Source organism: Streptomyces sp. NBC_01478, from assembly GCF_036227225.1.
Classification (GTDB): Bacteria; Actinomycetota; Actinomycetes; order Streptomycetales; family Streptomycetaceae; genus Streptomyces.
In genome coordinates this window covers 6,750,560-6,772,620 of record NZ_CP109444.1, presented here as the reverse complement: position 1 = coordinate 6,772,620, position 22,061 = coordinate 6,750,560, and the positions used below count along the sequence as shown (strand labels likewise).

At 70.4% G+C, this 22,061-nt stretch carries 22 protein-coding genes and 1 pseudogene; 8 read left to right on the top strand and 15 right to left on the bottom strand.

Translation table 11 applies throughout. From position 1 onward, the window contains the following. Positions 1-231 precede the first annotated feature (231 nt). The 6 genes and pseudogenes from resB to hemL form a co-directional block, all read right to left on the bottom strand. Positions 232-1,944: pseudogene (gene resB / locus OG223_RS30670) on the bottom strand (cytochrome c biogenesis protein ResB); the annotation flags it as partial. Positions 1,945-1,947: 3 nt separating this feature from the next. Next, entirely contained in the window at positions 1,948-2,709 is a 762-nt protein-coding gene (locus OG223_RS30665; RefSeq protein ID WP_329255563.1) for a cytochrome c biogenesis CcdA family protein, read from the bottom strand. A gap of 6 nt (positions 2,710-2,715) precedes the next feature. Continuing rightward, entirely contained in the window at positions 2,716-3,318 is a 603-nt protein-coding gene (locus OG223_RS30660) for a TlpA family protein disulfide reductase (RefSeq protein WP_329255560.1), read from the bottom strand. A gap of 77 nt (positions 3,319-3,395) precedes the next feature. Then, positions 3,396-4,700 (bottom strand): hypothetical protein, encoded by a 1,305-nt coding sequence (locus tag OG223_RS30655; RefSeq protein WP_329255557.1) that lies wholly within the window; start codon positions 4,698-4,700, stop codon positions 3,396-3,398. A 169-nt stretch (positions 4,701-4,869) separates the two neighbouring features. Next, positions 4,870-5,586: a histidine phosphatase family protein gene (locus OG223_RS30650; protein WP_329255554.1), complete on the bottom strand. Its 717-nt coding sequence runs from the start codon at positions 5,584-5,586 to the stop codon at positions 4,870-4,872. Continuing rightward, entirely contained in the window at positions 5,583-6,947 is a 1,365-nt protein-coding gene (gene hemL, locus OG223_RS30645) for a glutamate-1-semialdehyde 2,1-aminomutase (protein WP_329255551.1), read from the bottom strand. The genes OG223_RS30650 and hemL overlap by 4 nt, the downstream gene beginning before the upstream one ends. 710 nt (positions 6,948-7,657) lie before the next feature. Between hemL and OG223_RS30640 the strand changes: the two genes are divergently transcribed. Next, positions 7,658-8,095, top strand: a complete 438-nt coding sequence (locus tag OG223_RS30640; RefSeq protein ID WP_019061278.1) for a hypothetical protein — start codon at positions 7,658-7,660, stop codon at positions 8,093-8,095. 133 nt (positions 8,096-8,228) lie between these two features. Here OG223_RS30640 and OG223_RS30635 read toward each other — a convergent pair whose 3' ends face one another. Further along, positions 8,229-8,612, bottom strand: coding sequence for an NUDIX domain-containing protein (locus OG223_RS30635; RefSeq protein ID WP_329255548.1), 384 nt, complete (start codon positions 8,610-8,612; stop codon positions 8,229-8,231). Between the two features lie 51 nt (positions 8,613-8,663). Between OG223_RS30635 and OG223_RS30630 the strand changes: the two genes are divergently transcribed. After that, positions 8,664-9,161 carry a CGNR zinc finger domain-containing protein gene (locus OG223_RS30630; protein ID WP_329255546.1) on the top strand — a complete coding sequence of 166 codons (498 nt, stop codon included), beginning with the start codon at positions 8,664-8,666 and terminating at the stop codon, positions 9,159-9,161. Between the two features lie 99 nt (positions 9,162-9,260). Beyond that, positions 9,261-10,079: an SAM-dependent methyltransferase gene (locus OG223_RS30625; RefSeq protein WP_329255544.1), complete on the top strand. Its 819-nt coding sequence runs from the start codon at positions 9,261-9,263 to the stop codon at positions 10,077-10,079. Positions 10,080-10,097: 18 nt separating this feature from the next. On the opposite strand, the gene OG223_RS30620 is transcribed toward OG223_RS30625, so the two are convergent. Together OG223_RS30620 and OG223_RS30615 are read right to left on the bottom strand one after the other, a co-directional pair. Beyond that, entirely contained in the window at positions 10,098-10,889 is a 792-nt protein-coding gene (locus OG223_RS30620; protein ID WP_329255541.1) for an alpha/beta fold hydrolase, read from the bottom strand. A gap of 66 nt (positions 10,890-10,955) precedes the next feature. Beyond that, the gene (locus OG223_RS30615; RefSeq protein WP_329255537.1) at positions 10,956-11,672 is read right to left on the bottom strand and encodes a GPP34 family phosphoprotein; all 717 of its coding nucleotides are present in this window, start codon (positions 11,670-11,672) and stop codon (positions 10,956-10,958) included. A gap of 246 nt (positions 11,673-11,918) precedes the next feature. On the opposite strand from OG223_RS30615, the gene OG223_RS30610 reads away from it, so the two are divergent. Next, positions 11,919-12,083, top strand: a complete 165-nt coding sequence (locus tag OG223_RS30610) for a hypothetical protein (protein WP_329255534.1) — start codon at positions 11,919-11,921, stop codon at positions 12,081-12,083. Positions 12,084-12,199: 116 nt separating this feature from the next. Beyond that, positions 12,200-13,573, top strand: coding sequence for a histidine-type phosphatase (locus tag OG223_RS30605; protein WP_329255531.1), 1,374 nt, complete (start codon positions 12,200-12,202; stop codon positions 13,571-13,573). Between the two features lie 25 nt (positions 13,574-13,598). Here OG223_RS30605 and OG223_RS30600 read toward each other — a convergent pair whose 3' ends face one another. The 5 genes from OG223_RS30600 to OG223_RS30580 form a co-directional block, all read right to left on the bottom strand. Beyond that, positions 13,599-14,369, bottom strand: coding sequence for a GNAT family N-acetyltransferase (locus OG223_RS30600; protein WP_329255529.1), 771 nt, complete (start codon positions 14,367-14,369; stop codon positions 13,599-13,601). Further along, entirely contained in the window at positions 14,356-15,804 is a 1,449-nt protein-coding gene (locus OG223_RS30595; RefSeq protein WP_329255527.1) for a sensor histidine kinase, read from the bottom strand. Before OG223_RS30595 ends, OG223_RS30600 begins: the two co-directional genes overlap by 14 nt. Then, a complete protein-coding gene (locus tag OG223_RS30590; protein ID WP_329255525.1) occupies positions 15,805-16,581 on the bottom strand; it encodes a response regulator transcription factor in 777 nt (258 codons plus the stop codon). 273 nt (positions 16,582-16,854) lie between these two features. Then, on the bottom strand, positions 16,855-17,448 hold the full coding sequence (locus tag OG223_RS30585) for an FMN reductase (protein ID WP_329255523.1): 594 nt from the start codon (positions 17,446-17,448) through the stop codon (positions 16,855-16,857). Next, complete coding sequence (locus OG223_RS30580; RefSeq protein ID WP_329255521.1) at positions 17,445-18,545, bottom strand: LLM class flavin-dependent oxidoreductase; 1,101 nt, start codon at positions 18,543-18,545, stop codon at positions 17,445-17,447. The genes OG223_RS30585 and OG223_RS30580 overlap by 4 nt, the downstream gene beginning before the upstream one ends. Before the next feature lie 104 nt (positions 18,546-18,649). On the opposite strand from OG223_RS30580, the gene OG223_RS30575 reads away from it, so the two are divergent. From OG223_RS30575 to OG223_RS30565, 3 genes are all read left to right on the top strand, one after another. Beyond that, positions 18,650-19,516 (top strand): helix-turn-helix domain-containing protein, encoded by an 867-nt coding sequence (locus tag OG223_RS30575; protein ID WP_329255519.1) that lies wholly within the window; start codon positions 18,650-18,652, stop codon positions 19,514-19,516. A gap of 85 nt (positions 19,517-19,601) precedes the next feature. Beyond that, complete coding sequence (locus OG223_RS30570) at positions 19,602-20,777, top strand: sensor histidine kinase (protein WP_329255517.1); 1,176 nt, start codon at positions 19,602-19,604, stop codon at positions 20,775-20,777. Next, the gene (locus OG223_RS30565; RefSeq protein WP_329255514.1) at positions 20,774-21,484 is read left to right on the top strand and encodes a response regulator transcription factor; all 711 of its coding nucleotides are present in this window, start codon (positions 20,774-20,776) and stop codon (positions 21,482-21,484) included. The genes OG223_RS30570 and OG223_RS30565 overlap by 4 nt, the downstream gene beginning before the upstream one ends. Here the strand turns inward: OG223_RS30565 and OG223_RS30560 are convergent. Then, positions 21,453-22,010, bottom strand: coding sequence for a hypothetical protein (locus OG223_RS30560; protein WP_329255512.1), 558 nt, complete (start codon positions 22,008-22,010; stop codon positions 21,453-21,455). The two genes, OG223_RS30565 and OG223_RS30560, sit on opposite strands and share 32 nt — an antisense overlap. Positions 22,011-22,061 lie beyond the last annotated feature (51 nt).

The window sequence follows — 22,061 nt, the reverse complement described above, 5'->3', positions numbered from 1 at the left end:
GTCAGCGCCAGGCTTCGACCCATCGGCGACCTTCGACCCACCCGTGGCCCGCGAGGCGTCGGCCGTCTTCGGAGCATCAGCGGTCGTCGAGGCGTCAGCCGCCTTCGGAGCACCGCCGGTCTTCGAAGCATCGGCCGTCTTCGGAACGTCGGCGGCCTTCAACTCATCCGCGGTCGTCGAGGCACCGGCGGTCGTCGAGCCGGCGCCGGACTTCGCGGCGTTGGCGGCCTTAGGCCCGGCGGCCGTCTTCGTCGGGGCCCGGTCGTGTACGAGTGCGGCCAGGTCGCCGAGTTCCTCGGGGAGTTTCGCGGACTCGCTGCGGCCGAGGCCGGCCATTTCGACGAGGGTGGTGCCGTCGGGGGTCGTGGTCGCCCGTACCCAGACGCGGCGGCGCTGGATGAACAGGGAGCCGGCCAGACCGAGGATCGCGGTGAGCGCTCCGGCCAGCGCCCAGCTCGTGCCGGGCTGCTGGACGACCTGGAAGCCCGCCCACTCCTTGATCTGCTTGTCGAAGGTGATCGACCCCGCGCCGTTCGGCAGTGTCATCGTCTCGCCCGGGAGCAACTGGGCCTTGAGGATGGCGCCCTTGGCGGTCTTGAACTGCTTCAGGTTCTTGGTGTCGAGCTGGTACACGTTCTGCGGGATGCCCGAGTTGACGCCGAGGTCTCCGTGGTAGCCGGTCACGTTGAGCACCGGGTAGTCGAGCCCGGGGTACTGGGAGAACATCGTGCCGCTGCCCTTGCCGTACGTCGGTACGAACAGGGCCGCGAAGCCGAGCTGTTCGGCGACGCCCTGGGCGTTCTTGTAGCCGTCGAGGACCTTGATGGCGCCCTGCGAGGTGATGTTGGAGTCGATCGGCAGCATCGGTACGGCCTGGTGGAGGACCACGTTGCCCTTGCCGTCCCGGACGGTGACGACGGGGGCGTAGCCGTGGCTGACGAGATAGACCTTCGAGTCGCCGATCTCCAGCGGCTCGTTGACCTTGATGGTGTGCTTCTGCGCCTTGCCGTAGGCACCGAGGCTGTAGGTGATGTCGGCCTGGAAGGTGCTCGGGGTGCCGCGGTTGGGGCCGGTGCGCTCATAGGTGCCGACGAAGTTCTTCAGGTTGAAGCTGAAGGGCACGAGGTCGTCGTCGCTGAAGAGGTTGCCGGACTTGAAGTCGTCGTACTGGGTGAGGGTGTTGGAGAAGCCGTCGCCCTCGACGATCAGTTTGTCGCCCTCGGACTTGAAGAGCTGGCCCCAGGCGAAGGCGATCAGCATCACGATCAGCGCGAGGTGGAAGAGGAGGTTGCCGGTCTCGCGGAGATAGCCCTTCTCGGCGGCTACGGCGTCCCCGGCGACGTGGGCACGGAAGCGCCGCTTCTTCAGGGCCGCGAGGGCGACTTCCCGGACCTCGTCCGGCTCGGCGGCGGTGCGCCAAGTGGCGTACGCGGGAAGGCGGTTGAGGCGCTTGGGGGCACCCGGCGGCCGGCCGCGGAGCTGGCCGACGAACTGCCAGGTGCGCGGGATGATGCAGCCGATGAGGGAGACGAACAGGAGCATGTAGATCGCGCCGAACCAGGCCGAGCCGTAGACGTGGAAGAGGCCGAGCTTCTGGTAGATCGGCCCGAGCGTCTTGTGCGCGTCCTGGAACTCGGACACCTTCAGCGCGTCGGTGCCGGACTGCGGGATCAGCGAGCCGGGGACCGCGCCGAGCGACAGCAGGAACAGCAGCATCAGCGCGACCCGCATCGAGGTCAACTGCCGCCACATCCAGCGGGCCCAGCCGAGCACTTCGCGCCCGGTCCAGGCGAGCCATCCGGTGAGACCGGGGGCGCGGTTGCCGCCGAAGGAGCCGGGCATGGCGGTCTCGACGGGGGCGGTGGAGAGCTGGGAGCCGGCGGCGCCGAGGTCCTGGTCCTCAGCCGCCGGGTTCTCGGGCGCTTCCGTGGACGTCTTGCTCATCGATCAGATCCCTACAGTGAAGCCGTCGGACCAGCCCTGCATGTCCTGCACCAGCGCGTCCCAGGCGCCGGTGAGCAGCAGCACGCCGGTCACGATCATCATGGTGCCGCCGACCCGCATCACCCAGACGTAGTGGCGCTTGACCCAGCCGAAGGCACCGAGGGCCTTGCGGAACGCGACCGCGGTGAGGACGAAGGGGACACCCAGGCCGAGACAGTACGCGACGGTCAGTATGGCGCCGCGACCGGCACTCGACTGCTGCGAGGAGAGCGCGATGACGGAGGCGAGCGTGGGCCCGATGCAGGGCGTCCAGCCGATCCCGAACAGCGCGCCGAGCACGGGCGCCCCGATCAGCCCGGCGGCGGGCCGCTTGTGGAAACGGAACTCACGCTGGGTCAGCCAGGGCATGAGCCCCATGAAGAAGACGCCCATGAGGATCATGAACACGCCGAGGATCTTGGTCATGACCCCCTGCTGCTCCTGGAGCGTCTGCCCGAAGTAGCCGAACAGCGCCCCGCCGGAGACGAACACGACGGTGAAGCCGAGCACGAAGAGGGAGGCGCCCGCGACCATCCGGCCCCGGCGGGCCTCACCGAGGTCGGTGCCGCTGACTCCGGTGACGTAGGAGAGATAGCCGGGGACGAGCGGCAGTACGCAGGGCGAGAAGAAGGAGACGAGCCCGCCGAGCACCGCGATCGGCAGCGCGAGCAGCAGGGCCCCGCTGTAGACCGTGGAGTTCAGGCCGGTGGATGCGGCGATGAGCACGTCAGCTCACTTCTCCGCGATGACCGGGTCGAGCATCTCGCGCAGCTTGTCCTCGCTGAGTGCCTGGAGTGCGCGTGCCGCGATCTTCCCGTCCCGGTCGATGACGATCGTGGAGGGGATGGCCTGCGGGTTGAGGGTGCCCTTCTTGAACCGGAGCATCAGCCGGCCCGTCGGGTCGTAGAGACTCGGGTACGGGACCTCGTACTTCTTCTCGAAGGCCACGGCCGGTTCGGTGCTGGTGTCACGGGTGTTGAGGCCGACGAACTGGACGTCCTTGTCCGCGGTGGCCTTGGCGACCTGGACCAGGTTGTCCGCCTCGGCGCGGCACGGGGAGCACCAGGAGCCCCACACGTTGACGACGAGGACCTTGCCCTTGTAGTCGGCGGTGTTCAGCGTCTTGCCGTCGATGGTCTTGCCGGACAGGTCGGGGGCGGCCTGGCGGTCGCCCTTCTTGACGGTCGCGATGCCGTCGGAGCCGGTGATGAAGTTGGTGTTGCCGGAGCCTCCGGAGGTACCTCCGGAGCTGCACGCGGACAGCACCAACGCGGCGACGGCAACGCCGGCGGTCGACAGGACGGAGCGGCTACGGGCGCGACTGGCGGCACTCATGTGAAAAGTTTCGCATGCCCGTTCTGAGGATCTTGCGCGCCCCCCTCAAGGGCGTCCGGCGGGCGGAAACCCGCATTTCAGGCGGCGTCTCCGCTGGCCGTGGAAGAGGCGCTGGAGGAAGTGCTGGGGCTCGCGGCCAGGAAGGACTTCCAGCCGCCGGCCGGCGCCTGGCCGACATCGAGGGTGCGCAGTTGGGCCAGCACCTCGGGCTTCTGCACGTCGATCCAGTCGGTGAACTGCTTGAAGGAGACCATGCGCACGTCCTCGCCCTTCTCCTTCAACCGGGCGATGTGCTTGAAGGCCTGCTCCACGGCGTCCATGTAGATGCCGCCGTTCCAGTGCTCGAAGTGGTTGCCGATGAAGAAGGGGGCGCGGTTCGACTCGTACGCGCGCTGGAAACCGGAGATGTAGGCCTGCGCGGCCTGGGTACGCCAGCCCGGGTAGTTGTAGGCGGGCGCGTTGGTGGAGTTGACCGACTGGTTGGCCAGCATGTTGTAGTCCATCGAGAGGACCTCGAAGCTGTGCCCGGGGAAGGGGACGGCCTGGAGGGGGTAGTCCCACACGCCGTTGCGCTTCACGGGCCAGACCTGGCGGCCGCCGGGCGAGGAGGCGTCGTAGCGCCAGCCGAGGGAGCGGGCGGTGGGCAGCAGGTTGTCCTGGCCGAGGAGACAGGGCGTACGGCCGCCGACGAGTTCCTTCTCGTAGTCGAAGGGCAGCGACGGCAGGTCGTGCCAGCCGGTGTTGGTGCGCCACTCCTTCACGAAGGACTTGGCCTGGTCTATCTCGCTGCGCCACTGCTGGGGCGTCCAGTTGCCGACCGTGCCGTAGCCGGAGCAGAAGTGGCCGTTGAAGTGGGTGCCTATCTCGTGGCCCTCCAGCCACGCGCGCCGGACGTTGGTGAGGGTCGCCTTGACGTGTTCGTCGGTGAGGTAGCCGATGTCGGAGGCGCCCTGCGCGTTGTTCGGCGGGTTGTACAGGCGCTTCTTCGACTCGGGCAGCAGATAGATGCCGGAGAGGAAGAAGGTCATGCTCGCGCCGTGCTGCTTGGCGAGGTCGAGGAAGCGGGGGAACAGGCCGTTGCCCACCTCGCCCGCGCCGTCCCAGGAGAAGATCACGAACTGCGGCGGGGTCTGCCCCGGCTCCAGCGGCACGGGCTTCGCGGGCTGCTTGGGCTGGGCGCCGGTGAAGGACGTCGAGCCGTCACCGATGGGCTTGGCGCGGGGCTCCAGGGCCTTGGTGGGACCGCCGGAGGACCCCTTCCCGGAACCGCCGGAGGAGGGCTTCGGCCCGTCCGAACCGAGCGTCCCGCACCCCGCGAGTCCTACGGCCGCCGCGGCGCCCGCACCGACTCCGAGCGCTCCCCGTCGAGTGAGACTCCGCATTGCTTCCCCATCCGTCGCGTCCTCTGTGGTCTACCTGTGAGAGGACGCGACGGTCGAGAAAGTTCGCCGGGAACCATGTGGGTTGCGAAACAAATGTCATAGAGCTGTCACGACAGCCGACTCCGACGAGTGATCAAACCCGTCGTTCCCGCCTTTTTCCCTGTCTTGGTCAGGCGCCGAACGCTTTGTCCTTCCCCTTGACCGGCTTCGCGCCGGCGAGGAGATGGGCCGGGACGAGATCACGGGCCGGCTCGGTGTAGCCGACGGACACGATCTTGTCGCCGCGGTAGGTGAAGGTCGTCAGGGACGCGAGGGTGCACTGCCGCTTGCGCGGGTCGTGCCACAGCTTGCGCCGCTCGGCGTAGGACCGCACGATCCAGATCGGCAGTTGATGGCTGACCAGCACGGCTTCGTGACCGCGGGCGGCGTCCTTGGCGCCGTCCAGCGCCGCCATCATCCGCACGACCTGGTCGACGTAGGGCTCGCCCCAGGACGGCTTGAACGGGTTGACCAGGTACTTCCAGTTCCCCGGATTCTTCAGCGCCCCGTCGCCGACCCCGAAGGTCTTGCCCTGGAAGACGTTGTCGGCCTCGATGAGCCGCCCGTCGGTCGCGAGGTCGAGCCCGTGCGCCTTGGCGATCGGCGTGGCGGTCTCCTGCGCGCGCTCCAGCGGGGAGGCGACGACATGCGTGACATCGCGGGAGGAGAGGTGCTCGGCGACCCGGTCGGCCATCTGCCGCCCGAGCTCGGAGAGGTGGTAACCGGGCAGCCGCCCGTACAACACCCCTTCGGGATTGGCGACTTCGCCGTGCCGCATCAAGTGCACGACGGTGATGTCGCTGCTGCCGCTGGTACCACTGCTGCCATTGCTGCCACTGCTGCTCATTCGGTGGCCTCCGCCGCCGCTCGGGCCGCCGCCGGGAGGGCGTCGGCGATCCGCTGGATGGCCCGTTCGTCGTGGGCCGTGGAAACGAACCAGGACTCGAAGGACGAGGGAGGCAGATAGACCCCGCTCGCCAGCATCGAGTGGAAGAAGGCGGTGAAGCGGTACGACTCCTGCGCCTTGGCGTCCTCGTAGTTGCGCACGCTGCGGTCCGTGAAGAACACGGAGAACATGTTGGAGGCGTTCTGCAGCCGGTGCGCGACACCTTCCTTGCTGAGCGCCTCGGTGACGAGCGACCGGATCTGCGCCGATACGGCGTCGATCGTGTCGTAGGCCGCGTCGTCGAGGAGTCGGAGCTGGGCGAGGCCGGCGGCGGTGGCGACGGGGTTCCCGGAGAGGGTGCCTGCCTGGTAGACGGGCCCGGCGGGGGCGAGGTGCGCCATGATGTCGGCGCGCCCGCCGAACGCGGCGGCGGGGAAGCCGCCGCCCATCACCTTGCCGAAGGTCATGAGATCGGGGACGACCCCGTCGATCCCGAACCACCCTGCCTTGCTGGTCCGGAACCCGGTCATGACCTCGTCGGAGATGAAGAGGGCACCGTTCTTGCCGCAGGCGTCCTTGAGCCCCTGGTTGAACCCGGCGGCAGGCGGCACGACGCCCATGTTCCCCGGCGAGGCCTCGGTGATAACGCAGGCGATCTCACCGGGATGCCGGTGGAAGGCCTCGTTGACGGCTTCGAGGTCGTTGTACGGCAGGACGATCGTGTCGCCGGCCTGGGCGCCGGTGACGCCGGGGGTGTCGGGCAGCGCGAAGGTGGCGACACCGGAGCCGGCGGCGGCGAGGAGCGCGTCGACGTGACCGTGGTAACACCCGGCGAACTTGATGACCTTGGGCCGCCCGGTGAACCCACGGGCGAGCCGGATCGCGGACATGGTCGCCTCGGTGCCACTGCTGACGAGCCGCACCTGCTGCACGGGCTCGACGCGGGCGACGATCTCCTCGGCGAGCGCGACCTCGCCCTCACCGGGGGTGCCGAAGGAGGTGCCGCGCGAGACGGCGTCGTGGACGGCGGCGATCACGTCGGGCTGGGAGTGCCCGAGGATCATGGGGCCCCAGGAGCAGACGAGGTCGACGTACTCGCGCCCGTCCGCGTCCGTCAGATAGGGACCGGTGCCGGAGACCATGAACCGGGGCGTGCCGCCGACGGCGCGGAAGGCGCGCACCGGGGAGTTCACGCCGCCCGGTGTGACGACCGACGCACGGTCGAAGAGAGCCTGCGAGACGGGCGCTTCGTAGGGATAGGGCGGTGCGCTGGGCAACGCGCTGGGCGTTCCGCTGGGCGTTTCGCTGGGCGTTTGGCTCATGACCTGCGACTTCTCCGACTTCTCGGACTCCGGGACCTCAGTTACCTCCTCAGAGTAGGCGGAGGGACGGCGGGCACGGGCCCCCACCCATCTGCGAGACTGGGAGGTGATACACACGGACACACACGGATACACACAGCTCATGCGGGCGTCCGGTCGGGCGCTCGGTGTTCAGGGCTTGCGCAGATCCTGCGGACAGGTGTTTCAGCGCACGTTTCGGCGGGCGGCCGTGGGGGAGGTCACTGACACGATGATCGGGTTGCGCGGCGGGGCCACGCGTCCCAGAAAAGCAGTCGGGTGGAGATATGCATCGCGGTGGCGGGCTGGGCGAGGGGACTGACGACCTGGGTCCTCGGCGTGCCCAACGGGGGAAGCACCGACGCGACGCGGAGGAAGCCGCAGAGGCACGGCAGGGTGGGCCTGGGTCGGGTATGGGTTCGGGGACGGGGTCGGGTTCTGGTTCGGGTTCCGGCCCAGGTTCGGGTTCTGGACTGGGCTCGGGTTCTGGACTGGGCTCGGGTTCGGGTTCTGGCCCCGGCTTGAGTTCGGGCTCTGGCCCGGGTTCAATTCCCGGTCCAAGCTCCGGTCACGGCTCGGGTCCGGGTTCTGTTTCGAGCTCTGGTTCGGGTTCAGGTGAGTCGGATCGGAACGAGCGACGTATCGAACGTCGGATCGATCAGTTGCGGGCGGGGAGCAGGAATGGTGGTCGGGTGGGGGTGACGTACAAATACTTCGGAGCGCCGGACGGCGCGACCGCGGCCCGCGTCCCGATCTCGATGCGCCCCGAGGAACTCGGCGGCGACGAGCTCGGGATGAACGGCATGTTCACCAAGATCAAGCCGGAGACGATGGCCGCGATGGTCCTCACCGGCATCGAGGGCGTCCCGCTGAACAAGGTGCCCCCGCTGGAACTGGTGGTCCTGCACCCCGACTACGCGGTCGTCAAACTCCCGATGACGGTCGTCGACCCCCTTCGGGGAATCGGCGAGGAGGCGGTCGGCGCGGCGGCGTTCATCTGGTCGACGGTGCCGGACCGGGGCGGGCCTCGGGATGCGTTCAACGTGTACCAACTGCTGCACGAGTGGCAGGACTTCAGCCATCGGTTGCATGAGGCGGGGCATCAGCCTTATTGCCTTGTCTGGCCGTGAGTTGAGGGTTTGGCGGTGAGGTGGTGGGCGGGGTCTTCGGGCCTCGCCCTTTGTGTGTTCTGTGTTCCGGAGGTGGCGGGCCGGGTCTGGCCGTACCAGGTTTCGACAGCCTGTTTGTAGCCGTCCGGCATGTTCAGGTCGGGCACCTCGTCGGCGGTGAACAGGCCCAGTTGCTTGTGTTCGTGGCTGAGGGCAGGGGCCGGTCCGGGGTCAGTACGGTGCAGCCGTACGTCACGATCAACACCCGTCGGCCCGGGACGGGTTGGTAGACCCAGACCCCGCCGCCGATGAGCGGGCCGGCCTTCACCTCCCAGCCGGTCTCCTCCTGGATCTCGCGTTCCAGGGCCGACTCCGGGCCGGCGTCGGGCAGTTGTGCGTCATCGGGGCCGCCGATCTCCAGGCGGCCGCCGGGCAGCTCCCACTCGTCGCGCTCGTTCTTCAGGAGCAGGACACGGTCTCGTGCGTCGAGCGCGACGCCCTTCACGGAGACGGGCCAGAGCGGGGGCGTGTATGTCATGGCGATCCCTCTACGTCACGGCGGTACTCATGGCGGGCCTCGTCCTGCGGGGTGCCCGACCCGGTCCCGGCCGAGCACATGGCAGTGGACGAGGGCCTCAGGGTCGAGATCGTCGAGCTACGGCGGGCCGTCCGCGCCCTGTTCGCCCAGGCGGTAAGTCCCGTTCCTCCCAGCTCTGCTGACGACCGTCACCTGATGCCGGCCGACGAGGCACTGGCCCATCTCAACGCCGTCGCCGCGCGGGAAGCGGTCGTACCGCAGATGGCGTGGCCGCCGGACGGTGGCGCTCCGACCTCCCGGCTGCTGTCGGCGGAGAAGGATCCGAAGGTCCGGCTCGTGGCAGCGCTGGCCCGCGCCACCGTCGACTTCCTGACCGGCCCGCAGCGCACGTACCTCCGGGCCTGCTCCGCCCCCCGCTGCGTGCGCTACTTCGTCAAGAGCCACGGGCGGCAGGAATGGTGCAAACCGTCCTGCGGCAACCGCGCCCGCGCGGCTCGCCACTACCAGCGTCACCGCACGGCCACCGATGACGGGCCCACCCTGCCCTGAGGGCCGCCCGTCCCTCTTGCCCGGTGCGGCCCTGAGTTCGGCGTCGGGCATGTCAGGATGATGATCTGACAGCCACTCACCAAGACGGAGCCTGGCCCCATGACCTCTCCCCGCGGGGACGGCAGTGGCGCGCAGCCACTGATCATCGACACCAGCAAGCCCCACCCGGCCCGGATGTACGACTACTTCCTCGGCGGCAAGGACAACTACGAGGTCGACCGTGAGGCCGCCGAGCAGTTCATCAAGGCGGCGCCGGAGGTGCGGGAGGGGGTGCGCGCCAACCGGCGCTTCATGCACCGGGCCGTCCGCCATGTCGTGGCGGAGGGCGGGGTACGGCAGATCCTCGACATCGGCACCGGACTGCCCACCGAGCCGAACGTGCACCAGATCGCGCACGCCATCGCCCCGGACACGCGGATCGTCTACGTCGACAACGACCCGATCGTCAGCACCCACTCGATGGCCCTCATGGAGGACACCGACACCTCGGTCATCCTGGCCGACCTGCGCGATCCCCGCGCGATCCTCGACCACCCCGAGGTCCGCAAGGCCATCGACTTCGACCGGCCGGTGGCGGTGCTGCTGGTCGCCGTCGTGCACTTCCTGCCGGACGACGGGGACCCGTACGGCATCGTCGCCACCCTGCGCGACGCGCTGCCGGCCGGTTCCTACCTCGTCCTGTCGCACGCCACGGGCGACGTCCACGAGGACGGCCGCCACGACGCGGCGTCCGTCTACAACCGGGCCACCGCCACCCTCAACCTCCGCAGCCACGCCCAAGTCCTGGACTTCTTCGGCGACTTCACCCTCGTCGACCCGGGCCTGGTCCGCGTCACCCACTGGCGCCCCGAGGAGACTCCCACCCCGGGCGCCGCGCCGATCGGCATCTACGGCGGGGTGGCCCGGAAGAACAACTGACGCCCCGGACCGGGCAGTTCAGCCGGCGGCCGGCACCGTCTCGCGCAGGAAGCCGGTCAGCAGGGCCGTCACCTCGGCGGGCCGTTCCAGGCCGGGGAGATGGCCGGCCCACGGCAGTTCGAGATGCCGGGTGTCGGCGAGCAACTCCGGGAGCCGGGCCGCGATCTGCCGGAAATCGGTCAGGTCGCGGCCGCCCGACACGGCGAGACACGGGGCCTTGATCGCCGCCAGGTCGACCTCCACCTTGTTCCGCCCGGCCCCTTCGGGAGCGGCCAACTGCACCTCGAAGGCGCGCCGTTGCATCCCGCGCACCGCCTCCCGGGCCGACTCGTCGGCGTCCTGCCCCAGCCAGGTTTCCACGTTCAGTTCTACGGCCCCCTCGACATCGCCCGCCTCCAGCAACTCGTCCTCCCGCTCTCCGAACGCCCGTAGTTCATCGGTGGGTTGGTGCCCCGGCAGCCCGGCGCACAGCAGCGCCATGGCGGACACCCGGTCCGGACGGCGCGCGGCGATCTCCACGGCGACCTCTCCGCCGTACGAGGAGGCGATCAGGGCCGCGCGTTCGATGCCGAGGGTGTCCAGCAGGTCCAGTACGTCCTCGGCGTCGTTGTGGCGCCGGTCCGGCAAGGGGGTCTCGCCGAAGCCCCGGAAGTCGCAGCGCACCACCCGGTATCCGGCGTCGATCAGGGCCTGCCACTGCGGATCCCACATCCTCCGGTCGCACACCCCGGAGTGCAGCAGCACCAGGGCCGGACCGTCTCCGGTCGCGTCGTTGTCGTGGTCGTAGCCGTAGTCATAAGCAAGAGTCATGCGGGCGACCCTAGGCGGCGGGCGGTCGAGGCACCCGTGAATTTCACGGCCTACGGCGGCGGGGCGTCAGTCGCCGATCGTGATCGTCCTGCCCTGCCGGGCCGGAAGCGAGAAGCCCAGCACGGTGCTCGTGTCGCGCAGGGTTTCCGGGAGGGCTCCCGCCGCGCCGATGCCACGGGCGCGTTCGAGGCGTTGCGGGCGGGTGAGGGTGAGGCCGAAGTCCTTCGCGAGGTCGGCGCCGTCCAGCAAGTCGCAGAGGAACAGCATGTGTTCGTCGAGCGGGACCTGTTCGGCGCGGACGGCGCGGACTCCGTTGAGCAGGGCGGTGCGGAGGGCGGGGTCCGGGTGGTGGCGTGTTCTGGTGAGGAGGGTGCCGGGGCTGTGGCGCAGTACGCCTCGCTCGGTGAGGGCGGTCGTGTGCAGCGCGAGTGCCGCTCGGCCGCGTTCCCTCAGCCAGCGGGTCACCGTCAGGGGGCGGGGGGTGAGGGTGGTGGTGCGGGTGTGCAGCGCGGAGAGCAGGTCGTCCGCCCAAGTCAGGCCGGTGCCGGTCGTGTTGGCCGACAGTTCGATCTCGCCACGGTTCTGGTAGATCTCAAGGCCCAGTTTCCTGGTCTTCCTCGGCCTGATCAACAGCCTTCTCCGCAGGGCCAGTTCGCCGAGTTCCGCAGCGGCGCAACCGGCCGCAGTCTGGGCCGGGCTGGGCACCCTGCCGTTCTCCCCGTACGACAGCAGGGCGAACTCCTCGGGCAGGGACAGGCGTTGGAGCGGCGCGGGTCCGAACATGCGGTGCATTCTGCACGGCGGGCCGGTCGGCCGTGGTCAGGATGGACCGTCCGCGGCAAGGATGGGCCGTCCGTAGCCATGATGGTGACGGTGGAGCCAGCCCCACCCCCGACTGGGCAGCTCACCCCCTCGTAGCGGCAGCCCGCTCGCGGGATCGTTGATCTCACAAGGCCAAGGCCAAGGACAAAACCAAGGCCAAGGACAAGGCCATGGCCAAAGTCAACGACTCGCCGGAAGGGAACCGACATGCCCCACACCGCCCCCACCTCCCTCACGAAGAACGCCCGTACCGCCCAGCCGTCGGCCGGCGCCCCCACCCCGCGAAGCCCCCGCTCCACGCCCCGCGTCATGCCCCTCTGGCAGGCGATGGCCCACCTGTTCGCCCCGGCGGAGAGCGCGGTACGGCCGTAGGCTCTCGCAGCGATACGGCCGTAGGCCTCGCCTCACCCCCGGACACCCGCGAGTGGAGCCCCCACAGTCACCCCAAGTGCACCCGGCGTTCACGTCCCCCGCGAAACATGCGGCCCATGAGACGTGTCACCCCCGCCCTGGTCCTCGGCATGGCCGCGCTGCTGGCCGGCCCGTTCGCCGCCCAGGCCGCCCCCGGCAGCGGCAACGCCCACACCGACAGCTACGGCACCAAGGCCGTGTACCAGCCGGAGCAGAACTCCCGCTCGTACCAGAAGGCCCCGGCCGGTTTCACCCCCGTCTTCACCGAGAACGTGTCGCGGCACGGATCCCGTTCCGCGACCGACAGCTCGGACGGGGATCTGATCCTCGCGCTCCTGGACAAGGCCCAGGTCGAGGGGCAACTCACCGCGAAGGGGCGGGAGTTCGGGCCGAAGGCGCAGGCCCTCGAAGCCGCCATGAGCACGATCGGGTACGGCAACCTCAGCGCGCGCGGCAAGGCGGAGATGCAGGCCACCGCCACCCGGATGGAGAAGCGGCTGCCCACGCTCTTCGCGACGATCGCGAAGGACAAGGAGCCCATCGACGTCGTCAGTTCGGGGCAGGGACGGGCCGTCGACAGCGCCAACCTCTACGGCGCCGCCCTCGCCCAGACCGACTCCGAGCTGACCTCCCTCATCGGCGCGACCCGTACCGACAAGGACCTCCTCTACTTCCACAAGGCCGCCGGTGGCGCCGCCTACCGCGACTACATCGCCAACGACCAGCGGCTGGCGACGACCCTCACGTCCATCACCGACCAGCCGAAGACCCACCGCGCCGCCCGCGACGTCCTGAGGAAGCTCTTCAAGCCGGCGTTCGTGGACCGGATCACCGCGGGCGAGTTCGCGTCGATCGGCACGGACGTCGAGGCCGCCACCGCCGTCTACAACCTGTACGCCATCGCCCCCGCGATGAGCGAGGAGAGCCCGGGCGGCAAGGGCTGGGGCATGGACCGGTACATCTCGGCGGGCGACGCCGACTGGTTCGGGTACATCTCCGACACCGAGGACTTCTACGAGAAGGGGCCCGGCTTCGCGGACAGCGACATCACGTACAAGATGGCCGACGTCCTGCTCGACGACTTCTTCAAGAAGGTCGAGGCCAAGCGCGACGGCACCAGCGACCTGGGCGCCGAACTCCGGTTCACCCACGCCGAGGAGATCATCCCGCTGGCCGCGCTGATGGGCCTGCCGGGGAGCACGAAGGCCGTCACGGTCGAGCAGCCGTACACCTACGCGAGCAACCCGTGGCGCGGCGCCGCCGTCGCCCCGCTCGGCTCGAACATCCAGTGGGACGTCTTCCGCAAGGGCAGCACCTATCTCGTCCGCATGCTCTACAACGAGAAGGAGACCGCCTTCAAGGCCGGCTGCCGCCCCGTCTCCAAGGGCAGCAAGTTCTACGACCTGAACGAGCTGGAGCGCTGCTTCGGGCGCACGGCCTCCAACGGCTGACCAACTCCCGCCACCGGCACGGGCGTTACGACGGCCCCGCGCTCCCCCGGGCGCGGGCCGCCGCCGCCCCGAACGCCCGCCCGCTCATCCCGGCCCGCCGGTACGCGGCGACCGCGGCCGTGTTGTCGGCGTCCACCATCAGCGCGGCGCGCCCGTGCTCCCGTACGAGGGCGTCCACGACGAACCGCGAGACGGCCGCCCCCAGGCCCCGCCCCCGCGCCTCCGGACGCGTCACGACGCCGGCCATGAAGCCGCACCCGGCCCCGGACCACGCGTCCCCGGCCACCGCGAGCAGCGTTCCGCCGCCGTCCGGGTCGTAGGCACCGGCCCAGCGGTGTGTTCCGGGGCGGCCGGGCTGGGCGTAGGAGTCGGGGAAGCAGGTGTCGAAGAGCGCGGCTGCTTCCTGCTCCCCTTCCCCGTCGAGCCACTCCACGCCTTCCGGGACATGGGACGGCGGGGCCGTCGTCTCCATCCACAGGAACTCGGGACCGCCCGCGGCCACCAGCCCGGGGATCCCGCGCACCAGCGTCGCGATCAACTCCGCGTCCCCGAAAGGGCGGTAGCCCGGTCCGGTCTCCGTCAGGACCTCGTTCCGTACGAGGGCCAAGGCGTCCGCCGCCGCTCCGTCGACCGCGATCCGGTCCCGGCCGGACAGTCCGGGGCTGACCACCGCGGTCGCCGAGCCGTGGCGGAAGACGCGTACGCCGGGTCCGAGGCGGCCGTCGGGGCGCAGTTGCGCGGCCCAGAGCAGGTGTCCTGCGGTGTCCCCGGCGTCGAGTCCGTCAGCCTCGGCCACGTGCGCCCGGCTCTCCGACGCCCCCCACGCCCCCGACCGTGAACCCGATCACCGAGCCGCCGCCGTCCCGCCGTAGCGCGAACGGCGCTCCCCCGTGCGCCAGGGCCACCTCGCGGACGATCGACAGGCCGAGGCCCGAGCCGGGGAGGGAGCGGGCGTCGGCCGCGCGGTAGAAGCGGTCGAAGATGCGGAAGAGGTCGGTCTCGGAGACTCCGGGGCCTCGGTCGAGGACTTCGACGCGGACCGTGCCGGGGCGGGCGGGGCCGGAGACGGAGATCTCGATGGGGGTCTGGCCCGCGCGGTCGAACTTGGCCGCGTTCTCGACCAGGTTGGAGATCGCGCGCTGGAGCATGCCGGGGCGGCCGTCGGTCGTCGTGTCGCCGCTCGCGCTGACGGTGATGTCGCGGCCGGTGCGACGGCGGGCCAGGCCCGCCACGTCCTCCGCGATGTCGGCGAGGTCGACCTGCTGGGGCGGTTCGGTGTCGGACTGGCCCGCCGCCAGATCCACCAACTCGTTGACCAGGTCGGTGAGTTCGCGGGCCTCCTGCGAGAGGTCCGCGACCAGTTCCTCGCGGGTGCCGGGCGGCAGTTCGTCCATGCGGCGGAGCAGGGAGATATTCGTGCGCAACGACGTCAGTGGAGTGCGGAGTTCGTGGCCCGCGTCCTGGATCAGGCGGCGCTGGTCCTCCTCCGACTGCGCGAGGCGGCCGAGCATCCGGTCGAACGCGCGGCCGAGGCGGCCCACCTCGTCGTAGCCGGTGACGGGGACCTGGACGCCGAGGCGTCGGGTGCGGGCCACGTCCTCGGCGGCGGCGGTGAGGATGATGAGGCGACGCGTGATACGCCGGGCCAGCCACCAGCCGCACAGTCCGGCGAGCACGACCACCGCCGCCATCAGCACGAACGTCCGCTGCTGCAACGCCCGCAGCAGATCCTCGGTGTCGCTGAACTCCTGCGCGACCTGCACCGCGCCCCGTCCGGCGCCGAGCGAGACGGTCGCGATGCGGTACACGTCCTCGCCGACGGCGACGTCCTTGTGCTCCACCGTCTTCCCGGCCACCCGGTCGCCCGCGACCGCCCGGTCGTCGCCGGTGACGGGCAGCGCCGGGCTGCCGCTGTCGAGGACACCGCCGTCCCGCCCGAGCACCTGTACGTCCGTACGGGCGGGCCGCACGATGTCGTGGCCGGGCGCGGAGGAGGAGAAGTCATCGGTCGTCATCTGGTGCGTCCGCACCTCGTCCTGCAGATCCTGGACGACCTGGTCGAACACGGACTCCTGGTCGACCCGGACCAGCCGGGCCGCCGCGCCGTACGACAGCACGCCGACGAGGAGCGTGACGACGGCGGTGACCGCCGCGAAGGACAGGACGAACGTGGTGCGCAGCGAGACCAGCCGGGGTCGCCTGGTCGCCACCAGCCGCCGCAGGCGGCCCACTCAGTCCTCCCGCAGCACGTAACCCACGCCACGCACCGTGTGGATCAACTGCGGCGCGCCGGGCGCGTCGAGCTTGCGGCGGAGGTAGCCGACGTAGACGGCGAGGTTCTTGGAGCCGGGGCCGAAGTCGTAGCCCCAGATGCGGTCGTAGATCGTGGAGTGGTCCAGGACGATGCCCGCGTTGCGCACGAGCAGTTCGAGGAGCTCGAACTCGGTCCGGGTCAGCTCCAGTTCGCGCTCCGCGCGCCAGACGCGGCGGGCCTGGAGGTCCATGCGGAGGCCCGCGGCGGTGATCTGCTTGTCGGAGGCGGGGGCGGTGGCCGAGGCGGAGAACGCCGAGGCCGGCTGCGGGCCGTCCCGCAGTGCGTCGGAGGCACTTGCGGTACCGGGGACGCCGTTCGCCGGGACCGGGCTGGTGCGGCGGAGCAGGGCGCGCAGCCTCGCGAAGACCTCCTCCACGTCGAACGGCTTCACCACGTAGTCGTCGGCGCCCGCGTCCAGGCCCGCGATGCGGTCGGCCGTCTCGACCAGGGCGGTGAGCATCAGGATCGGGGTGCGGTCGCCCTCGGCGCGCAGCACCCGGCAGACCTGGAGGCCGTCGATGCCGGGCATCATCACGTCGAGGAGCAGCACGTCCGGTGGGGTGCGGTGGGCCTGCGCGAGCGCCTCGACACCGTCGGCGACCGCGGTCACCTGGTAGCCCTCCAGGGTCAGGGCCCGCTCCAGGGCATGACGGATGGCACGGTCGTCTTCGGCGAGCAGCACAGTCTGGGGCACGTCTCCCAGTGTGCCAAGGCCTCCGGCGGTGGGGCGGTGGGGGCAGGTCTACGATCACCCTTTTTACCTGGCTCTCACCGAGGTGGGCGCAACCCGGGTTCAGCTCCTACCGTCTTCTCACTGTCGGGTGGGGCGGGGGTACGTGCCTGGGGGCTGCGCCCCCAGGCCCCCGCTTCGGCCCTGAAGGGGCCTCGTCCTCAAGCGCCGGACGGGCTGGTTAGTGCTGGCCCGCGATGATTTGTTCCGGTCCACGATGAAAAGTGCGGCCGGACGTCACGCGCTCGGCGAAGCCGACAGTGCCGCCAGTTGTTCCGCGAACGGTACGACCGTCGGCTTGCTCGCCGGGCGCTCTGTGGACAGTCCTGTCATCAGGGCCGCCAGCTCGCCCGCCGCCCGCTCGATCCGCTCGGGCAGGCCCTCCGCGCCCCAGTCCTCGGAGGCGGCGTAGACCCCGGTCGGGACGACCACGGCGCGCAGGTAGGAGAAGAGCGGGCGCAGCGCGTGGTCCAGGACCAGCGAGTGCCGCGCGCTGCCGCCCGTGGCCGCGACGAGCACCGGCTTTCCGGCCAGCGCGTCCTTGTCCAGGACGTCGAAGAAGGACTTGAACAGTCCGCTGTACGACGCCGAGAACACCGGCGTGACCACGATCAGCCCGTCCGCCTCCGCCACCGCGTCCAGCGCGGCGGCGAGGGAACGGCCGGGGAAGCCGTTGGTGAAGTTGTGCGCTATCTCCACGGCGAGGTCGCGCAACTCCACGACCTGTGTCTCCGCCGGCGTACGGCCCGCCGTGGCCGTCGCCAGCCGGTCGGCCAGCAGCCTCGTGGACGACGGAACGCTCAGCCCCGCCGAGACGACTACGAGCTTCATGCGACGGTCACCCCTTCCGGTGCGGCGGCCTTGGCGGCCTTCAGCGACTCGTGGGTCGGTGCCTCCGGCACGTCCGCCGGGCGGTTCGCCGCGAACTCCTTGCGCAGGACGGGTACGACCTCCTCGCCCAGCAGGTCGAGCTGCTCCAGGACCGTCTTGAGCGGCAGGCCCGCGTGGTCCAGCAGGAAGAGCTGGCGCTGGTAGTCACCGGCGTAGTCCCGGAACGCGAGGGTCTTCTCGATGACCTCCTGCGGGGAGCCGACGGTCAACGGGGTCTGGTCGGTGAAGTCCTCCAGGGAGGGCCCGTGGCCGTAGACCGGCGCGTTGTCGAAGTACGGGCGGAACTCGCGGATCGCGTCCTGGGAGTTCTTGCGCATGAAGACCTGGCCGCCGAGCCCGACGATCGCCTGCTCGGCCGTGCCGTGGCCGTAGTGCGCGTACCGCTCCCGGTACAGCTCGACCATCCGCTTGGTGTGGTCGGCCGGCCAGAAGATGTTGTTGTGGAAGAAGCCGTCGCCGTAGAAGGCGGCCTGCTCGGCGATCTCGGGGCTGCGGATCGAGCCGTGCCAGACGAACGGCGGTACGTCGTCCAGCGGGCGGGGCGTGGAGGTGAAGCCCTGGAGCGCGGTGCGGAACTTGCCCTCCCAGTTCACTACGTCCTCGCGCCACAGGCGGCGCAGCAGGGCGTAGTTCTCGATGGCGAGGTTGATGCCCTGGCGGATGTCCTGGCCGAACCAGGGGTAGACCGGGCCGGTGTTGCCGCGGCCCATTATCAGGTCCACGCGTCCGTCGGCCAGGTGCTGGAGCATCGCGAAGTCCTCCGCGATCTTCACCGGGTCGTTGGTGGTGATGAGGGTGGTGGAGGTGGAGAGGATCAGCTTCTCGGTCTGCGCCGCGATGAAGCCGAGCATCGTCGTCGGGGACGAGGGCACGAACGGCGGGTTGTGGTGCTCGCCGGTCGCGAAGACGTCGAGGCCGACCTCCTCGGCCTTCAGCGCGATGGCGACCATGGCCTTGATGCGCTCACGCTCGGTCGGCGTCCGTCCGGTGGTCGGGTCCGGTGTGACGTCGCCGACGCTGAAGATCCCGAACTGCATGGTCGTTCACCCTCCAGGTTGTTGATCATTCAACTATACCCTCCAACGGTCACCCCCTCGCACATATTCCGCGCGCTGTCAGTGCCTCGTCCTACGATCCCGACATGGCCGCCCCACGCCGCAGCGCCTCCGGAGAAGCCGACGACACCCGCGGAATCGTCGACCCCGCCGAACTCCTCACCCGCGTGCACTTCCGCCGCCCCGAACCCGCCCCGCCCCTGCGCCCGTACATCGAGCACTACTGGCTCATCGACTGGGACCTGACCGAGCCCTACGTCTCCCATGTCGTCCCGCACCCGGCCGTGCACATCGTCTTCCAGCGGCTCGCCGGCGAGGACGCCTTCGTCGAGATCGCCGGCATCCCGCACGGGCTCTTCGCGCAGAAGCTGGAGGGGCGGGGGCGGGTGTGCGGGATCAAGTTCCGGCCCGGTGGCTTCCGTGCCGTCGCCGTCGCCCCGGAGCGGCCCGTGTCGGAGTGGACCGGGAGGCGGGTGCGGCAGCCCGAGGTGTTCCCTGACACCGACCCCGCCACCGTCCTCGACCTCGCCGACGACTCCGCCCGCGTCGCCGCCCTGGACGCCTTCCTGCTCGCCCTCGGCCCCCGCCCCGACCCGCAGGCCGAGCTCGCGACCACCCTGGTCGACCGCATCCGCACCGACCGCACGATCCGCCGCGTCACCGACTTCGCCCACACCGAGGGCCTGTCCGTACGACTGCTCCAGCGCCTCTTCGCCGCGTACGTCGGCGTCGGCCCCAAGTGGGTCATCCTGCGCTGCCGCATCCACGAGGCCCTGGAGCGGGCCGGCGCCGAGGAGCCCGTGGACTGGGCGGGGCTCGCCGCCGACCTCGGCTATGCCGACCAGGCCCACCTGGTCCGGGACTTCACGGCGACGGTCGGGGTGACACCGACGGCGTACGCGCAGAACGCACAGGGTGTGCAGGGCGGAGAGGGTGCGCGGGGCGGGCGCTGACCGCCGTCACCGACCGCCGCCCACGGGTCCATCGGCACGCTGATAGCTTTCGCAGCGGCCGGACGACAGCGGGGAGTGAGACCTGATGAACCGAACTCAGGCCCTGGTCCGCTGGTCCACGGCGGACAACAACCCCATCCAGGTCTTCGGCACCGCGGCCGCCGTCACCGTCGGCGCGATCACCGTGCGCCCGATCGGGATGTCCGGTACCGGGCTCGCGGTGCTGTGTCTGCTCGTCCTGGTGTCGCTGCTGCTGTGCACCCGGCTCGTCCCCGAGGGCCGCTTCTCACCCCGCGTGCAGCTCGCGGTGCTGTGTGCCTGGTCGGCCGGGGCGGTGGCCCTGATGGGGCTGGACCGCTCCGGGGCCGCCGCCCTGTTCGCGTACTTCGCCACCGGCCACGCCGGATACCGCCTCGACAGCCGCCGCTCGCTGCCCTTCGCGGCGGTCACCAGCGCCCTGTGCGCCGGTGTGCTGCTGTTGCCCTGGAGCGCCCACGGCGCCTCGTGGATCGTGGGCGCCTTCACCGGTGTCAGCGTGCTGGTCGGTATCTCCAACCGCGCCCACACCGACGCGTTGCGCTCCGCACGGGCCGCCGCCGAGCAGGCCGAGCTGGCCGCACGGGCCGAGGCGCGGGCCGAGTCGCTCGCCGAGCGGGCCCGCATCGCCCGGGACGTGCACGACGTACTGGCCCACTCGCTGGCCGGGGTGAACATGCAACTGGAGGTCACCGACGCCCTGTTGGAGTCCGGTGACGTCGAACGGGCCCGGCAGGCGGCCCAGCGGGCGCAGAGCCTGGTGCGGTCGGGGCTGACCGAGGTGCAGCGCACGGTGGGCGACCTGCGTGAGGACGCGCTGCCGCTGGTGGAGACGCTGCGGTCGCTGCTCGCCTCCGCCTCCGACGCCGGTACGCTGACCGTCGACGGGCCACCGCTTGAACTGCCCGTCCGCCTCGCCCAGGTGATCGTGCGCTGCGCCCAGGAGGCGCTGACCAACGCGCACAAGTACGCGCCCGGCGCACCGGTCCGCATGCGGCTGGAGTACCCGGCGCACCAGGAGGGACAGCCGGAGGAGACCGTCTTCGAGGTGGTCAACTCCGCGCCGCCGGAAGGCTCGCGGCCGCTGGCCGGTGCCGGGAGCGGGATGGGTCTTGTCGGGATGCGCGAGCGCCTCGACCTGGTGGGCGGCACGGTCACGGCCGGGCCGATCGTGGACGGCGACGACACTGGAGGCTGGCGCGTGCGCGTGGTGATCCCGGGATGAGCGACGAGCGACAGGGGCAGGGACAGGGGCAGGGCGAGCCGCAGGCCGTCGTACGGGTGGTCGTCGCCGATGACCAGACCGCGGTCCGTGAGGCGCTGGCGACCGTACTGGACCTGCAGCCCGGCGTGGAGGTCGTGGCGACGGCGAAGGACGGCGGGGAGGCCGTGCGGGCCGCGGAGGAGCACTCCCCCGACGTGATCCTGATGGATCTCAACATGCCGCGGATGGACGGGGTGGAGGCCACCCGGCTGCTCACCGAGCGCTTCCCACAGGTCGCCGTGGTCGTGCTGACCACCTTCGCCGACGAGGAGTACATCCTCGCCGCGCTCGGCGCCGGTGCCCGCGGCTACCTCACCAAGGAGTCCGGCCGGCAGGACATCACCCGGGCGGTGCGGGTCGCGGCGGCCGGGCAGTCCGTGCTCGACCCCGCCGTACGGGACCGGCTCGTCGCCGCGGCCGCGCGGGGCGGTGCTCCCGTCGAGCGCTCGGGCTCGGGACTCGCACCGGATCTCACGCCCCGGGAGGTCGAGGTCCTCACGCTGATCGGCGAGGGGCTCACCAACCGGGGGATCGCCGAGCGGCTGGTGGTCAGCGAGGCCACGGTGAAGACTCATATCAACAACCTCTTCGCCAAGGCGCATCTGCGGGACCGGGCGCATGCCGTGAAATACGCGTTCATCCACGGACTGGTGAAGACCCCTGGGTGAGGGCCTCGCCGCGGGCACCGGCGACCGGCAGGAGACGCACGCGGGCCAGCAGCAGGAACACCCGGGTGAGGACCATGGCCAGCGCCATGATGACGAAGAACGGTGCGATGGCGTCCTGCACTATCTGGTGCTCCGTCATGAACGTGCCGAGGTGGTCGCGGAACCCGGTGTTGTGCTCGGCGAGGTAGATGAACGCGACGCGCAGAGCGACCACCGCCGTCCAGATCGCCACGAACCCCACGCCGCACCGGGTGTGGACCTGGCCCGAGGCCGGGTCGCGCTCCACGCCGGTCGTGAACGTGGCGACGACACCGCAGGCCAGGCCGATCGCGGCGCCCACCAGATAGACCACGATGTCGACGTGCTGGGTGGGCATCCCCTTCAGATAGAAGTAGCCGACCGCCGACACCGTGCCGATCGGCATCAGCACCTTGTGCAGGTCGTACTTCCGGCGCCCGTACTGCGTCAGCATCATCACCGCGAAGATGCCCCCGCTGATCGTCAGCGCCTGCTCCATGTCCGTCATGACGTCGCACTCCTCGGTCTCCGGCGGTGTGCCCGCCGCGCGTTTTCCTGA

Coding starts and splice junctions, on each gene's coding strand:
- OG223_RS30660 (WP_329255560.1), bottom strand. CDS start 3,318: ATGAGTGCCGCCAGTCGCGCCCGTAGCCGCTCCGTCCTGTCGACCGCC.
- OG223_RS30615 (WP_329255537.1), bottom strand. CDS start 11,672: ATGTTCGGACCCGCGCCGCTCCAACGCCTGTCCCTGCCCGAGGAGTTC.
- hemL (WP_329255551.1), bottom strand. CDS start 6,947: ATGAGCCAAACGCCCAGCGAAACGCCCAGCGGAACGCCCAGCGCGTTG.
- OG223_RS30635 (WP_329255548.1), bottom strand. CDS start 8,612: ATGACATACACGCCCCCGCTCTGGCCCGTCTCCGTGAAGGGCGTCGCG.
- OG223_RS30655 (WP_329255557.1), bottom strand. CDS start 4,700: ATGCGGAGTCTCACTCGACGGGGAGCGCTCGGAGTCGGTGCGGGCGCC.
- OG223_RS30625 (WP_329255544.1), top strand. CDS start 9,261: ATGACCTCTCCCCGCGGGGACGGCAGTGGCGCGCAGCCACTGATCATC.
- OG223_RS30585 (WP_329255523.1), bottom strand. CDS start 17,448: ATGAAGCTCGTAGTCGTCTCGGCGGGGCTGAGCGTTCCGTCGTCCACG.
- OG223_RS30620 (WP_329255541.1), bottom strand. CDS start 10,889: ATGACTCTTGCTTATGACTACGGCTACGACCACGACAACGACGCGACC.
- OG223_RS30570 (WP_329255517.1), top strand. CDS start 19,602: ATGAACCGAACTCAGGCCCTGGTCCGCTGGTCCACGGCGGACAACAAC.
- OG223_RS30565 (WP_329255514.1), top strand. CDS start 20,774: ATGAGCGACGAGCGACAGGGGCAGGGACAGGGGCAGGGCGAGCCGCAG.
- OG223_RS30650 (WP_329255554.1), bottom strand. CDS start 5,586: ATGAGCAGCAGTGGCAGCAATGGCAGCAGTGGTACCAGCGGCAGCAGC.
- OG223_RS30605 (WP_329255531.1), top strand. CDS start 12,200: ATGAGACGTGTCACCCCCGCCCTGGTCCTCGGCATGGCCGCGCTGCTG.
- OG223_RS30610 (WP_329255534.1), top strand. CDS start 11,919: ATGCCCCACACCGCCCCCACCTCCCTCACGAAGAACGCCCGTACCGCC.
- OG223_RS30575 (WP_329255519.1), top strand. CDS start 18,650: ATGGCCGCCCCACGCCGCAGCGCCTCCGGAGAAGCCGACGACACCCGC.
- OG223_RS30580 (WP_329255521.1), bottom strand. CDS start 18,545: ATGCAGTTCGGGATCTTCAGCGTCGGCGACGTCACACCGGACCCGACC.
- OG223_RS30560 (WP_329255512.1), bottom strand. CDS start 22,010: ATGACGGACATGGAGCAGGCGCTGACGATCAGCGGGGGCATCTTCGCG.